This window comes from Candidatus Marivariicella framensis (assembly GCF_982709265.1).
In genome coordinates this window covers 1-14,606 of the sequence record NZ_CEXPNT010000007.1, presented here as the reverse complement: position 1 = coordinate 14,606, position 14,606 = coordinate 1, and the positions used below count along the sequence as shown (strand labels likewise).

Here is a 14,606-nt window from a genome sequence, read left to right as displayed (position 1 = left end):
TATGAAACTATTTGATGTTTACCCTTTATATGATGTTAACCCTACAAAAGCAAAAAATGTATTTGTTTATGATAAAGATGGAAAAGAATATCTTGATCTTTATGGAGGACATGCTGTTATTTCAATAGGTCATTCTCATCCAGATTATATTAAAAACATATCTAGTCAATTAAATAAAATTGGGTTTTATTCAAACTCAGTAATAAACCCTCTACAAAAAGAACTGGCAAATTCAATTGAAAGTTTATCGGGTTGTTATAATTATCGATTATTCATATGTAACTCAGGAGCTGAATCAAATGAAAACGCATTAAAACTTGCTTCAATGCATACTGGAAAGAAAAGAGTTATCGCCTTTAAAAATTCATTTCATGGAAGAACAAGTGCGGCTATTGCAGCAACAGATTTTAGAAGTTTTCATTCTCCTTTAGACCAACAACAAAAAGTAACGTTTATTTCACTTAATGATATTTATGCTTTAGAAAATGAATTAAAAATAGGTGATGTTTGCGCAGTTTTATTTGAATCAATTCAGGGTTATGGTGGCTTAGATGAGCCAAGTGAAGAATTTATCTTATCAATAGAAAAAATGTGTAAGAAATACGAAGCTTGTTTAATTGCTGACGAAGTACAGTCTGGTTTTGGTAGATCTGGAAAATTCTTTGCCTTCCAAAAATACAATATTGAACCACATTTTATTTGCATGGGAAAAGGAATGGGGAATGGTTTTCCTGTTGGAGGAGTTCTTATTCACCCAAATATAAAGGCTAAATATGGAATGTTAGGAACAACATTTGGCGGAAATTACCTTGCGTGCTCAGCTTCAATAACTGTTTTAGATGTTATTAAAAGAGAGAAACTCCAAGAAAATGCTAAAATTATGGGAGATTATTTTGTTAAAAAAGCGAAAAGCATTTCTCAAGTAATTAGAATTAAAGGTCGAGGGTTGATGTTAGGTTTAGAGTTTGACTTTCAAGTTAGTGACCTTAGAAAAAAATTAATTTATGATAAGAAAATATTTACTGGTGGAAGTGGTAATAAAAACCTATTGAGGATTTTACCGCCTTTAACCATTCAAAAGACTCATTTTGATAAATTTTTTAAAGCATTAAAAGAATTGTTATGAAAAATTTTATCAAGCTAGAAGATCTAACAAATTTTAACGAAACACTTTCACAAGCAATTGACTTAAAAAAAAACATTACTAAATATAGTGCCCTAGGTAAAGGAAAAACATTAGGAATGTTATTTTTTAATCCTAGTTTAAGAACAAGGTTAAGTACACAAAAAGCTGCAAACAGTCTTGGGGTTCATTCAATGATAATGAATTTTAGTAATGAAGCTTGGGCTTTAGAATTTGAAAATGGGACAAGAATGACTGGAATACGATCCGAACATATTAAAGAAGCTGCTGGAGTAGTCTCGCAATACTTTGATATGGTGGCTATAAGGGCATTTGCCTCTCTGACTAACAAAGAAAAAGATGAAGCAGAAATTGTATTAAACAGTTTTTCAAAGTATGCAACTATTCCAATTATTAACATGGAAAGTGCTACGGCGCATCCACTTCAAGCTCTTGCTGATGCTATTACACTAACAGAACATAGGACACCTCATCGTCCTAAAATAGTTTTAACCTGGGCGCCTCATCCCAAAGCACTTCCACATGCAGTGGGGAACTCTTTTACAAAGATGATGAAAAATATTGATGCTGAATTTATAATAGCTAATCCCGAAGGATACGCTTTGAATCCAGAAATAACAAAAGGGGTGAAAATATATACAAATCAAGATAAAGCTATTGAAGGAGCCGATTTTGTATATGCAAAAAGCTGGTGTTCTTATGAGCAATATGGTCAAATATTAAGAACTGATGACAAATGGATGATAACCCCAAAAAAAATGAAACTCACCAATAATGCTAAATTCATGCACTGTCTTCCTGTAAGAAGAAATGTTGTTGTAGCAGATAGTGTTTTGGATAATCCTAATTCGTTGGTTATAAAACAGTCAGAAAATAGAATTTATGCTGCACAAGCAGTTTTAAAAGAAATTTTAGAAAATGGATAAACTTTTTGTTGTCAAAATTGGAGGTAATGTAATTGAAAATTCTGCAAAATTAGAATCTTTTTTACAAGATTTTACTGCGCTAAAAGGATTCAAAATATTAATTCATGGTGGGGGTAAAAAAGCTACAGAAATGGCCGATAAACTAAATATTCCTGTTCAAATGATCGAAGGAAGAAGAATCACAAATGAAGATAATTTAGACGTCATCACTATGATGTATGGAGGGAAAATTAACAAAAATATTGTAGCAAAGCTACAAGCATTGAATTGTAACGCTATTGGACTCTCGGGGGCAGACGGTAATTCAATCTCAGCAGTAAAAAGGTCTGTGAAAGATATTGATTATGGATTTGTTGGAGACATTACGGAAATCAATTTAAACTTGTTTTTATTATTGTTAGAAAATGCTCTAACCCCTGTATGTTGTGCAATATCACATGATAAAAATGGTCAGCTTTTAAATACCAATGCAGATACTATAGCATCAGCTATTGCAAAAAGTCTTTCAAATTATTTTGAAGTGTCTTTATGGTATTGTTTTGAAAAAAATGGCGTTCTAGGATCTATTAGTGACGAGCAAAGTGTAATTGAGTTGATTAATCCCAAAACTTATGATAACCTTAAATCAAAGGGAATTGTCAATTTAGGGATGATCCCAAAAATTGATAATTGTTTTGATGCTCTCCAAAATGGAGTAAAAATGGTTAAAATTGGATCACCAAAAATGATTAATGTTAATGAAGCTCATACAACTCTAATTTTATAATATGAAAAAGGAATTGACAGAAAAGGCAATAGTATTATTAAAAGACTTGATTAGCATTCAATCTTTTTCAGGTGAAGAAGACAAAACTGCAAATAGAATTGAAAAGTGGTTCATTGAAAACGAGATTATATTTAACAGATCGAAAAATAATATTTGGGCATTAAACAGATATTACGATTCAAACAAACCTACTCTTCTTTTAAACTCTCACCATGATACTGTAAAACCAAACACTGCATATACTAGAAACCCATACAAAGCTGACATTGAAAACGGAAAAATATATGGCTTAGGCAGTAATGATGCAGGTGGTGCATTAGTTTCTCTTATTGCATTATTCACTTTTTATTATAAACAAAAAAAATTAAAATACAACCTTGTAATTGCAGCATCAGGTGAAGAGGAAATTGCAGGGATCAACAGCTTGAGAGGTTTAATTCCTAAACTACCTTCAATTGATCTTGCAATTATTGGAGAACCTACCGAGATGAATTTAGCGATTGCAGAAAAAGGTTTAATTGTATTTGATGGTGTTATAAACGGTACTGCAACTCATGCGGCACATTATAACAATGATAGTGCAATTATGAAATTACCTAAAGTATTAGAATGGTTTGAAAATTTTTCATTTGAAAAAAAATCAAATTTATTAGGTCCAGTGAAAATTACGATTACACAAATTCATTCTGGGAAAGAACATAATGTAATTCCAGCCAAAGTAAATTTAGTAATTGACGTTAGAGTAAATGATAAATATACTAATGAAGATGTTTCAGAAATCCTAATGAAGGAAGCTCCCTGCAAGTTAATTCCAAGATCTTTGGGGTTAGGGTCTTCATCTATAGACATAAATCATGAATTGGTTCAGTCAGGAATTAGTATTAAGAGAATTACGTACGGCTCTACTACCCTTTCAGATCAAGCTGCATTAAGTTGTCCATCATTAAAAATGGGTCCAGGTTTATCGACTAGATCCCATACAGCCAATGAATATATATATATTAATGAAATTGATGAAGCAATTGAAATTTATATACAGCTATTAAAAAAAATTTTATAAAAAGGATTAATATGAAAATCTGGGGAGAAAATAAAAAAATAAATGAAAAAGTAGATCAATTTACTGTAGGAAATGATCGTAAATATGATCTTAAACTAGCTAAATATGATTGTGAAGCTTCAATTGCTCATGCCAAAATGTTATATGAAATAGGAATTTTAACAGAACACGAAGCGAATAAGATCTGTGAAGTATTATTAGAAATTAAAATTCAAGCTCAAAATGGAAACTTTACTATTGAAAATAAATTTGAAGATATGCATTCAAAAATTGAATATATTTTGATTGACAAATTAGGGAATATTGGTAAAAAAATTCACACAGCTAGATCAAGAAATGATCAAGTTTTAGTTGCAATGCATTTATACTTAAAGAATGAAATTTCATTAATAAAATTAGAAACCAAAAATTTATTTGATTTGCTAATTAATTTATCTGAAAAACATAAAGCAGATTTACTGCCTGGTTATACACATTTTCAAACAGCTATGCCGACTTCATTTGGAATGTGGTTTTCTGCTTATGCAGAAAGCCTAATTGATGATGTTCAGTTTTTAAATACAGCGTATTGTTTATCAGATCAAAATCCTTTAGGGAGTGCGGCAGGTTTTGGAAGTTCTTTTCCTATAAACAGAGAATTAACTACAAAGCTTTTAGGCTTTAAAACTCTTAAATTTAATTCTACTGCTGCTCAAATGAGTCGAGGAAAAGTTGAAAAATCAACTGCAATAGCTATAAGTATACTAGGAAGTACCCTTGCAAAATTATCAATGGATATATGTTTATACATGGGACAAGATTATGAGTTTATTTCTTTTCCTGACAACCTGACTACTGGATCGAGTATAATGCCTCATAAAAAGAATCCCGATATATTTGAATTAATTCGAGGCAAGTGTAATATGCTTCAAGGAATTCCTTATCAATTGTCTATTCTAATGAGCAATCTTCCAAGTGGATACCATAGAGAATTTCAATTAACAAAAGGCCCTATAATTAATGCTATTGAAGAATTAAAATCATGTTTAGAGATTTTAATTTTTAGTTTACCACAAATTAAAATCTCTAAAAAAATTACCAATCAAAAAAAATATGACACCCTATTTAGTGTGGATACTTTATATGCTGAAGTAAATAAAGGTAAACCATTTAGAGATGTATATATTGAATACAAAAAGAGTATTAAAACTGGAAAATTCAAACCAAATAGATCAGTAAAACATTCACATACAGGAAGTATTGGAAACCTATCTTTAGAAAAAATAAAACATAAGTTTGAAAAAATGTTCTAAATATGTAGCGGGCGATTATCAGTAGCAGCAAGAGCAGCTTCTTTTACTGCTTCGGCATATGTTGGATGAGAGTGACTCATTCTAGAAATATCTTCTGCCGAGGCTCTAAACTCCATAGCTGTTACTGCTTCTGCAATAAGATCTGCGACTCTAGCCCCTACCATATGAACTCCTAAAACTTCATCAGTTTCGGAATCAGCTAATATTTTAACAAAACCATCTGTATCCATGCTAGCTCTTGCTCTTCCTAGAGCTCTCATTGGGAATTGACCAACTTTGTAATCAATTCCTTCAGATTTTAACATTTCTTCTGTTTTTCCAACTGAGGAAACTTCTGGCCATGTATATATCACATTTGGAATAAGATTGTAATCAATGTGAGGTTTTTGACCAGCAATAATTTCTGCAACCATAACTCCTTCCTCTTCAGCTTTATGAGCCAACATAGCTCCCCTAACAACGTCTCCAATTGCAAAAATATTTGAATTACTAGACTGAAGCATTTCATTTACAATAACTTCTCCTTTTTCATTTAGTTTCACTCCAGCTGCTTCTGAATTTAAACCATCAGTAAAAGGCTTTCTTCCAACAGAAACAAGACAGTAATCACCTTCGAAAGTTATCTCAGATTTGTTCTTATCTAATGCTTTTACAATTACTCCTTCTTTTAAACGATCAACTTGAACTACTGAATGTGAAAAATAAAACTTTATACCTTGTTTTTTTAAAACCTTAGTTAGCTCTCTGGATATACTAGAATCCATGATTGGTGTAATACGGTCTGCATATTCTATAACAGAAACTTCAGAACCGATTCGACGATATACTTGACCTAGCTCAAGACCTATAACTCCTCCCCCTATTACAACCATATGTTTGGGGATTTCTTTCAATGAAAGAGCCTCAGTAGATGTAATAATTCTTTCTTTATCAATTTTAGCAAAAGGTAAAGTGGTTGGTTTAGATCCTGTAGCAATTATTGTATTTTTAGATTCAATAACTTCAGATTTATCAGATTCAATTTTAATATGAGTTGAGTCTTGAAAACTACCAATACCATGAAAAACATCAATTTTATTTTTATCCATTAAATAATTTATACCCTTAGTTGTTTGATCAACAACAGATTGCTTTCTTGCAATCATTTTTTTAAGGTTAACCTTTATCTCTCCAGAAATTTCTATTCCGTGAGTATTAAAGTTTTTAATAGCTTCCTCATAATGATGAGATGAATCAAGTAGCGATTTTGAAGGAATGCATCCTACGTTTAAACAAGTGCCTCCTAAAGATTTATATTTTTCAATTAAAGCAGTTTTGAGTCCTAATTGAGAGCATCTTATGGCCGCAACATATCCGCCAGGACCTGAGCCAATTACAGTAACATCATATGATTTCATACTATCCGTTTGATTATAATGTAAAATTAGTTAGAAAATTCTTAACATTGTACAAATAGATATCATCTTAAATTAAAAGTTTTGAATAAAGTAAAATCACTTCCTATTGTCTCATCATTAATTCCATTGATAATGCTTATACTGCTCCTAGCATATAATGTTTTTGTTTTTGGAGATGATGCACTCTCAGGATCAAATCAATTTATTTTATTAATTGGTGCTTCTATTGCTGCAACTGTTGGTTTTTATTACAAAGTATCTTATAAGAAAATGCTAGTTAAAGTTGCAGATAATTTTCAATCAGTAGCGGGTGCAATTTTAATTTTACTTTTTGTAGGCGCATTAGCGGGAACTTGGCTAGCAAGTGGAGTAATTCCAGCTATGATATATTATGGGTTAAAAATTCTGCATCCTACCATATTTCTTCCCTCTTGTATAATAATATGTGCCATAATATCTATTGCAACAGGAAGCAGCTGGACTACTTCGGCAACAGTAGGGATTGCATTAATTGGAATTGGTAAGGCATTAGGCTTACCACCGGGAATGATTGCAGGTGCTGTTATATCTGGCGCGTATTTTGGAGATAAGTTATCTCCTTTAAGTGACACTACAAACTTAGCTCCAGCAATGTCTGGAGGGGATTTATTTACTCATATTAAATATATGACCTTAACTACTTTTCCTAGTATAATAATAACAATAATAGTATTTATAATGCTCGGTTTTTTTCAAGAGCAAAAAGGAGCAGCTGATATTTTAACTTTATTAAATCAAATAGAATTAAAATTTAATATTAATTATTGGTTATTCATAGTTCCAGCATTTGTAATCTTTTTAATTTCAAGAAAAACACCACCGCTTATAGCTCTTTTAGCCGGTACAATATTAGGAGCAATTTTTGCATTGATTTTTCAACCTGATATTGTTTTAGCTTTAAGTGGCGAAAAAACCTATAATTTTTCCAGTGCTTATAAAGGAATCTTGAATGCGATTTCAGTAAGTAGTCAAATAGAAACTGAAAATAAACTCTTATATGATCTTTTTTCATCAGGAGGGATGAAGGGAATGTTAGACACTATCTGGCTTATAATATGTGCAATGGTTTTTGGAGGGGTAATGGAGGCTATTGGTGCACTCTCTTCCATTACAAATACACTTTTAAATTGGGCTAAAAACACTTTTCAATTATTCGCAAGTACAGTTGCAACATGTTTAACAATTAATTTAACTGCCTCAGACCAATATTTAGCAATTGTAATTCCAGGAAAGATGTTTTCAAAAGCATATAAAGATCGGAATCTTGCTCCAGAAAATCTAAGTAGAACACTTGAGGATTCGGGGACTGTTACATCTGCATTAATTCCATGGAACACTTGTGGAGCATACCAATCAAGTGTTCTCAACGTAGGAGTAAGTGAATATTTTATATATGCGATTTTTAATTGGATAAGTCCATTCATGACTCTTCTATATGCCCTATTAAAAATAAAAATACGTTCTTTAAAATAGTGTTCATAAATAAATATTGAAAATAAATCAAATCATTACTAATTTGTATTTTTGTAACTAATATTTTGATATTGTAAAAAACAAATGGCTTTAAGTAAAAAAAAGAATCCAACTTCCAAAGAAACTATTAGACAAAGAACTATTATTTTAGGAAGTTTTTTAGTTTTAATAAGCTTAATTCTTTTCGTCTCTTTTACGTCATACCTATTAACTTGGGAGGTTGATCAATCAACATTAACATCATTTCAAGATCGTGACGTACAAACTGAAAATATTTTAAGTAAAATAGGTGCATGGCTTGGGCATTTATTTATTTTTAATCTTTTTGGTATTTCTTCATATATTTTTAGTTATTTATTTTTCATTACTGGTTCTATCTTATTTTTTGATATTTCTCGAAAAAGTTTAATTATTAAATGGTCTTGGGGATTAAACTATATTTTATTTGGTTCACTTTTTCTTAGCTTTTTTCATGACGAATTTCCTGTTATTGATGGGGTTGTTGGTTATGAATTATCTAATCTTATCACTGATTACACAGGTTTCTTAGGTTTCAGCTCTATAATCTTTTTCTATTTTTTATGTATCATCGTTTTTCATTGGAATTTTACTCCTGAAAAAATCTATCAATATTTTAAAAAACCTGATACTAAAGCTAAGGAAGATCTTGACATTGATGAAAATGATTTAATTCAAAGTGAAGCATCTAATTTAAATATTGAAAAGTCAAATTTCTCTAACACCAAAATTAAAGAATTAGATGAAAAATTTGAAGAAAAGCTAAAAGACAATAATAAAGTAGTAGGTAATTCGAATGATGATAACGAATTAAAAATGGAAATAGAAGATACTCATCAAGATTCAGAAGATAAATTATCCGAAAAACTAGTTGAAAAGCACGGAGAGTTTGATCCAACCCTAGAATTGAGTAAATTTAAAATCCCATCTATTGACTTGTTGAAAGATTACCCAAATACAGGAATAACTATCAACCAAGAAGAGTTAGAGGAGAATAAAATAAAAATTGTAAATACTCTAAAAAATTACAAAATTGGTATTGCTCAAATTAAAGCTACAATTGGACCTACAGTAACACTTTATGAAATTGTTCCAGAAGCTGGAATAAGAATTTCAAAAATTAAAAACCTTGAGGATGATATTGCATTATCTCTTTCAGCTCTTGGTATAAGAATAATTGCGCCTATTCCTGGAAAAGGTACTATAGGAATTGAAGTTCCAAATCAAAATCCAAGCATTGTCTCCATGAAATCAGTTATTTCATCAACTAAGTTTCAAAAAGCAGAAATGGAACTTCCAATTGCTTTAGGTAAAACAATAAGCAATGAAACTTTTGTTGTTGATCTTTCAAAGATGCCTCATTTACTTATGGCTGGAGCTACAGGTCAAGGAAAATCAGTGGGTTTAAATGCTGTTTTAACTTCACTTTTATACAAAAAACATCCAGCTGAAGTTAAATTTGTTTTAGTTGATCCAAAAAAAGTTGAATTAACAATTTATAATAAAATTGAAAGGCATTATCTAGCAAAACTACCTGATAGTAAAGATCCCATAATAACTGATAATAGTAAAGTTATAAATACTCTAAATTCATTATGTATTGAAATGGATAATAGATATGAGCTTTTAAAAAATGCATTATGTAGAAACTTAGTCGAATACAACAAAAAATTCAAGAACAGAAAGCTTAATCCAAATGATGGGTTTAAATATCTACCATATATAGTTCTTGTTGTAGACGAATTTGCTGATCTAATTATGACTGCTGGAAAAGAAGTAGAAACTCCTATTGCTCGTTTAGCTCAATTAGCAAGGGCCGTCGGAATTCATTTAATAATTGCTACACAGAGACCTTCTGTAAATGTAATTACAGGAATTATTAAGGCAAACTTTCCTGCTAGAATAGCATTTAGAGTAACATCGAAAATTGACTCTAGAACAATCTTAGATAGTGGAGGTGCAGATCAATTAATAGGTCGTGGAGACATGTTATATACTCAAGGCAACGAACTATCAAGAATACAATGTGCTTTTGTGGATACACCTGAGGTTGACCGAATAGCAGATTATATTGGTTCTCAAACTGGATTTAGTGATGCATATATACTTCCTGAGTATATTAGTGAAGAAAATAATAATTTATTAGATATCGATGCTTCAGATAGAGATGCCTTATTTAGAGATGCTGCTGAAGTTATTGTTATTGCTCAACAAGGATCTGCCTCTCTATTACAAAGAAAATTAAAATTGGGTTACAATAGAGCTGGACGAATTATTGATCAAATGGAAGCCGCTGGGATTGTTGGACCCTTTGAAGGAAGTAAAGCAAGACAGGTTTTGGTTTCAGATTTAAATCATTTAAACAATCACTTGGACAATGAGAAAATTTAAAAAAATAGTATTATTTAGTTTGCTTTTCGTTCTATCTAACTTCCTGTTTAGTCAAACCTCATTAAAAGCTAAAAAACTTTTAGATGACACTTCTACTCAGATGAGTAGTTACAAGAATTATCAGTTTAATTTTAAGTATGCTTTAGAAAATACTCAAGAAAACATAAAACAAGAGACCAGTGGTAGTATTGTTGTTTCAGCTAAAAAATATAAATTAATTACATCAGATATAACTCAACTGTTCGATGGTAAAGATTTATACACTATAATTCCTGAAAACGAAGAAGTTTTAATTTCAAAACCCGATCAAGAAGATACTGCTATTTTAAATCCTACAGAACTAATTGATATATATAAATCTGGATATGATTTTCATTGGGACATACTTCAGATTGTTAGAGGCAACAAGATTCAATTTGTTAAATTAATCCCAACTGAGGAAAGTCAAGATGTATCCTATATTCTTCTTGGAATAAACACAAAGTCTAAAAACATTTATAAACTTATAGAAGTTGGTAAACAAAGAACAACCACAACGCTTACCCTTGAAAATTTCGTTATCAATAAAAGCATATCTACTGACTTTTTTATTTTTAATGACGTTGATTATCCTGGATTTTATATAAACTAATGATTAAAATAATTGATTTATATATTTTAAAACTATACACTACTAGATTAGTTTCAGTCTTTGTTATTTGTATGCTAATCTTTATAATTCAAGCATTTTGGCTATACATAGATGAACTAGCTGGAAAAGGTTTGGATTTTTTAACAATATTTAGATTTTTGATCTACTATTCTCCCAAACTAGTACCACTGGTCCTTCCTCTCTCTGTTTTATTAGCTTCTTTGATGACCTATGGTACTTTATCTGAAAATTATGAGTTTGCAGCAATGAAATCTACAGGGATTTCATTACAAAGAGCTATGCTAGCATTAGTCTTTTTTCATATTTTTTTAGGTATTGGCACCTATTTTTTTTCAAATCATATAATCCCCTATGGAGAATTAAAATCATATAATCTTAGAAAAAATATTTCAAAATTAAAGCCAGCATTAGCGATAAGAGAAGGTGTTTTTAATGACTTAGGTCAAATGACAATAAAGGTGATGAGAAAATATGGTGATAATAATCAATTAATGGAAGATATTATTATACATGAAAAAACTAGAGACAATAAAAATAGAGTTGTCATAAAAGCAGAATCAGGGGAGTTAAGAAGTGAAACTACAGATGCAATGCTTCAAATGGTTCTCTATAATGGTTATAGATATGAAGATGTTGTTCCAAAAAAGCTTACTGATCAAATCAAGTACCCATTTACAAAAGTTCACTTTGAAGAGTATATCATGAATATTGACCTTTCACAATTTAATAATGTAGACCTAGAGGCTCAAGATTATACGACCACCTATAGAATGCAAAAAGCAAAGCAATTAAAAGTAAGCATTGATTCTTTGGAAATTGATTTGGAAGAACAAAAAAATATATTTAGTGAAAATTACAATAAAACAAATGGTCTTTCTCAACTTACTGTAATCGAAAAAGACAGTACTGGTTTATCTAATCTTTTAAGATCAAATGTTTTAGAGTTTATCAATGCTGATAAAAAATATAAATATGCTGAAGTGATAAGAACAACAATCCCTCGTTTATCTGGAACTATTAATAACCTAAAAAGCAAAAAACGTAATTTTTTCTTATTCCAAAAGCTAATAAACCTTCATAAAACAACACTTTATGATAAGTATACTTTAATATTTGCTTCAATCTTACTTTTTATCATCGGAGCATCGCTTGGTGCAATTATAAAGAAAGGAGGTTTGGGTTTACCATTAGTTTTATCTGTTGTAATATTTTTAATTTATCACTACATAGGTCTTTTTAGCAAAAACGCTGCAGAAGACAATAGCATTACACCAATGTTTGCATCGTGGATTTCCACTATAATATTGGCTCCATTTGCTTTTATATTAGCTAAAAGAGCATCTTCAGATAAAGGGCTTGTAAATCTAGATCCTTTATTAATTCCAATTCAAAAACTTTATTTTAAATACATGGGGGGTAAAAAACATTGATGAAAAAACAAATAGAATTAAATACAATTTCTGAAGCTATATCAGATATAAAAAAAGGCAAAATTATAATTGTCGTTGATGATGAAAATAGAGAAAATGAAGGTGACTTTATCTGCGCTGCCGAAAAAGTAACTCCAGAGCTAGTTAATTTCATGATAACTCATGGAAGAGGACTAGTTTGCGCTCCATTAAATGAAAACAGGTGTTATGATCTAAATTTAGATAAAATGGTGTCTAATAATACCGATCCATTGGAGACTGCTTTCACAGTTTCTGTTGATTTAAAAGGAAATGGAGTAACCACAGGTATATCTGCTAACGACAGATCTAAAACAATTAAAGCATTAGTTGATAACGACACTCAACCTCATAACCTTTCAAGACCTGGACATATTTTTCCGTTAATTGCAAAAGAAGGAGGAGTTTTAAGAAGAACTGGTCATACTGAAGCTGCAATAGATTTTTCAAGGTTGGCCGGTTTAAAACCAGCAGGAGTTATAGTTGAGATAATTAATGACGATGGATCAATGGCAAGGCTTCCAGAGCTAGTTGAAATTGCGAAAAAGTTTGACTTAAAAATTGTATCTATAGAAAACTTAGTTGCATACAGAATGGAACATGATAGTTTAATTTTAAAAAAGGTTGATACAGAAATAGAAACCAGGTATGGCAAATATAGATTAAGAGCGTATCAACAAACCACTAATAGTCAGATTCACTTAGCCCTTTCAATTGGAGATTGGGAGGCAAAAGAACCAATCTTAACAAGAATTAATTCATCAAGAATACATGATGATATTTTAGGCGTTCTTACTGGAGCTTCTGATAAAAGTCTGGATGGTATATTTTCCTTAATTAATAAAGAAAAAAAAGGAGCTATACTTTTTATTAATCATCAAGAATCAAGTGAAGATCTGTTATCTCGAATCAATTCATTAAAGGATATTCAAGATGATGGAAAAGTAAATCAAGTTCCTCCTTTAAGAATGGATTATAAAGATTTTGGTATCGGAGCACAGATATTACATGACTTAAATATTACAAAGTTGAGAATAGTTAGTAATTCAAAACAAATACCTAGAATTGGATTAACTGGATATGGATTAGAGATAACGGACCAAGTAGGTTATTAAAAGAACCATAGTTTAACTGCCATTGCTACAACCATAAATAATAAAGAGAATTTTATAACCTTCTCCCCTTTTCTCACAGAATATCTACTTGTAAACCAAGCTCCAAATATTGTTCCAAAAGAAAGCCATAAACCCATTGACCAATTAACTTTATTATTATAAGCAAATAAAGCTAAAGCACCAATAGTATAAACACCAACTAAAGCAACTTTAGCAGCATTTGTTTTAATAAGAGATAGTCTATTATACCTAGTTAAAAAGAACATAATAACAATTCCAATTCCAGCATTAATAAAGCCGCCATAAATACCAATAAAAAAGAAACCTAAGCAGCTAATATATAAATATTTACCTGTCAGTCTCTCTTCTAATACTTTAATATTATTTTTAGGCTTAAAAACTATCAAAAGCCCAACTACTACAATAATTATTGCTAGAATTTTATTAAACAAATCACCCTGGATATCAATAGCAATCTGCGCTCCAATTATAGCACCAATTGATGCTGAAATTCCTAAATAAAGATTAAATGGATAGGTGCTTATGCCCTTACTTTTATATCCCAATGTTCCTGAAATTGATTGCATCAAAATTCCAATTCTATTTGTTCCGTTTGCAACGCCTGGAGGCAGACCTAAAAAAATTAATATTGGAAGTGTTAATAAAGATCCACCACCCGCTAAGGTGTTAATCACGCCGGCAATAAAGCCAGACACAATCAATATTAAAACTTCCTGAATTCCTTCCATGATGTAAATATACTTAGTATATAAAAGCCAAGCACAAACTTTTTTTATTACCTAAAAAACAATGTATATTTGCCACCGCAAAGGAGAAATGGCAGAGTGGTCGAATGCGGCAGTCTTGAAAACTGTTGAGGGTCAC

12 protein-coding genes are annotated in these 14,606 nt (G+C 30.8%); 10 read left to right on the top strand and 2 right to left on the bottom strand.

Annotated features, from left to right (window positions below; genetic code table 11):
• Position 1: 1 nt before the first annotated feature.
• From AC34EU_RS03760 to argH, 5 genes are read left to right on the top strand one after another with little or no spacing between them, the layout of a single operon-like run.
• Complete coding sequence (locus tag AC34EU_RS03760) at positions 2-1,126, top strand: aspartate aminotransferase family protein (protein ID WP_487533612.1); 1,125 nt, start codon at positions 2-4, stop codon at positions 1,124-1,126.
• Positions 1,123-2,070 (top strand): N-acetylornithine carbamoyltransferase, encoded by a 948-nt coding sequence (locus tag AC34EU_RS03755; protein WP_489666690.1) that lies wholly within the window; start codon positions 1,123-1,125, stop codon positions 2,068-2,070. The genes AC34EU_RS03760 and AC34EU_RS03755 overlap by 4 nt, the downstream gene beginning before the upstream one ends.
• The gene (argB, locus tag AC34EU_RS03750) at positions 2,063-2,836 is read left to right on the top strand and encodes an acetylglutamate kinase (protein ID WP_487533615.1); all 774 of its coding nucleotides are present in this window, start codon (positions 2,063-2,065) and stop codon (positions 2,834-2,836) included. Before AC34EU_RS03755 ends, argB begins: the two co-directional genes overlap by 8 nt.
• A gap of 1 nt (position 2,837) precedes the next feature.
• Positions 2,838-3,896, top strand: coding sequence for a M20/M25/M40 family metallo-hydrolase (locus AC34EU_RS03745; RefSeq protein ID WP_487533616.1), 1,059 nt, complete (start codon positions 2,838-2,840; stop codon positions 3,894-3,896).
• 11 nt (positions 3,897-3,907) lie between these two features.
• Positions 3,908-5,188, top strand: a complete 1,281-nt coding sequence (argH, locus tag AC34EU_RS03740; protein ID WP_487533617.1) for an argininosuccinate lyase — start codon at positions 3,908-3,910, stop codon at positions 5,186-5,188.
• On the opposite strand, the gene lpdA is transcribed toward argH, so the two are convergent.
• On the bottom strand, positions 5,185-6,585 hold the full coding sequence (gene lpdA / locus AC34EU_RS03735) for a dihydrolipoyl dehydrogenase (RefSeq protein WP_487533618.1): 1,401 nt from the start codon (positions 6,583-6,585) through the stop codon (positions 5,185-5,187). The genes argH and lpdA overlap by 4 nt on opposite strands.
• A gap of 81 nt (positions 6,586-6,666) precedes the next feature.
• Between lpdA and nhaC the strand changes: the two genes are divergently transcribed.
• The 5 genes from nhaC (at position 6,667) to ribB (ending at position 13,721) form a co-directional block, all read left to right on the top strand.
• Positions 6,667-8,097: a Na+/H+ antiporter NhaC gene (nhaC, locus tag AC34EU_RS03730; RefSeq protein ID WP_487533619.1), complete on the top strand. Its 1,431-nt coding sequence runs from the start codon at positions 6,667-6,669 to the stop codon at positions 8,095-8,097.
• An 84-nt stretch (positions 8,098-8,181) separates the two neighbouring features.
• Complete coding sequence (locus tag AC34EU_RS03725; RefSeq protein WP_487533620.1) at positions 8,182-10,506, top strand: FtsK/SpoIIIE family DNA translocase; 2,325 nt, start codon at positions 8,182-8,184, stop codon at positions 10,504-10,506.
• A complete protein-coding gene (gene lolA1 / locus AC34EU_RS03720) occupies positions 10,493-11,137 on the top strand; it encodes an outer membrane lipoprotein periplasmic chaperone LolA1 (protein ID WP_487533621.1) in 645 nt (214 codons plus the stop codon). Before AC34EU_RS03725 ends, lolA1 begins: the two co-directional genes overlap by 14 nt.
• Positions 11,137-12,588, top strand: a complete 1,452-nt coding sequence (locus tag AC34EU_RS03715) for an LptF/LptG family permease (RefSeq protein WP_487533623.1) — start codon at positions 11,137-11,139, stop codon at positions 12,586-12,588. Before lolA1 ends, AC34EU_RS03715 begins: the two co-directional genes overlap by 1 nt.
• On the top strand, positions 12,588-13,721 hold the full coding sequence (gene ribB / locus AC34EU_RS03710) for a 3,4-dihydroxy-2-butanone-4-phosphate synthase (protein WP_487533624.1): 1,134 nt from the start codon (positions 12,588-12,590) through the stop codon (positions 13,719-13,721). The genes AC34EU_RS03715 and ribB overlap by 1 nt, the downstream gene beginning before the upstream one ends.
• Here ribB and AC34EU_RS03705 read toward each other — a convergent pair.
• The gene (locus tag AC34EU_RS03705; protein ID WP_487533625.1) at positions 13,718-14,470 is read right to left on the bottom strand and encodes a sulfite exporter TauE/SafE family protein; all 753 of its coding nucleotides are present in this window, start codon (positions 14,468-14,470) and stop codon (positions 13,718-13,720) included. The two genes, ribB and AC34EU_RS03705, sit on opposite strands and share 4 nt — an antisense overlap.
• Between the last annotated feature and the right edge of the window lie 136 nt (positions 14,471-14,606).

Excerpts from the sequence above, each read along its gene's own strand:
- AC34EU_RS03760 (WP_487533612.1), top strand. The coding sequence starts at position 2 with ATGAAACTATTTGATGTTTACCCTTTATATGATGTTAACCCTACAAAA.
- AC34EU_RS03755 (WP_489666690.1), top strand. The coding sequence starts at position 1,123 with ATGAAAAATTTTATCAAGCTAGAAGATCTAACAAATTTTAACGAAACA.
- argB (WP_487533615.1), top strand. The coding sequence starts at position 2,063 with ATGGATAAACTTTTTGTTGTCAAAATTGGAGGTAATGTAATTGAAAAT.
- AC34EU_RS03745 (WP_487533616.1), top strand. The coding sequence starts at position 2,838 with ATGAAAAAGGAATTGACAGAAAAGGCAATAGTATTATTAAAAGACTTG.
- argH (WP_487533617.1), top strand. The coding sequence starts at position 3,908 with ATGAAAATCTGGGGAGAAAATAAAAAAATAAATGAAAAAGTAGATCAA.
- lpdA (WP_487533618.1), bottom strand. The coding sequence starts at position 6,585 with ATGAAATCATATGATGTTACTGTAATTGGCTCAGGTCCTGGCGGATAT.
- AC34EU_RS03725 (WP_487533620.1), top strand. The coding sequence starts at position 8,182 with ATGGCTTTAAGTAAAAAAAAGAATCCAACTTCCAAAGAAACTATTAGA.
- lolA1 (WP_487533621.1), top strand. The coding sequence starts at position 10,493 with ATGAGAAAATTTAAAAAAATAGTATTATTTAGTTTGCTTTTCGTTCTA.
- AC34EU_RS03715 (WP_487533623.1), top strand. The coding sequence starts at position 11,137 with ATGATTAAAATAATTGATTTATATATTTTAAAACTATACACTACTAGA.
- ribB (WP_487533624.1), top strand. The coding sequence starts at position 12,588 with ATGAAAAAACAAATAGAATTAAATACAATTTCTGAAGCTATATCAGAT.
- AC34EU_RS03705 (WP_487533625.1), bottom strand. The coding sequence starts at position 14,470 with ATGGAAGGAATTCAGGAAGTTTTAATATTGATTGTGTCTGGCTTTATT.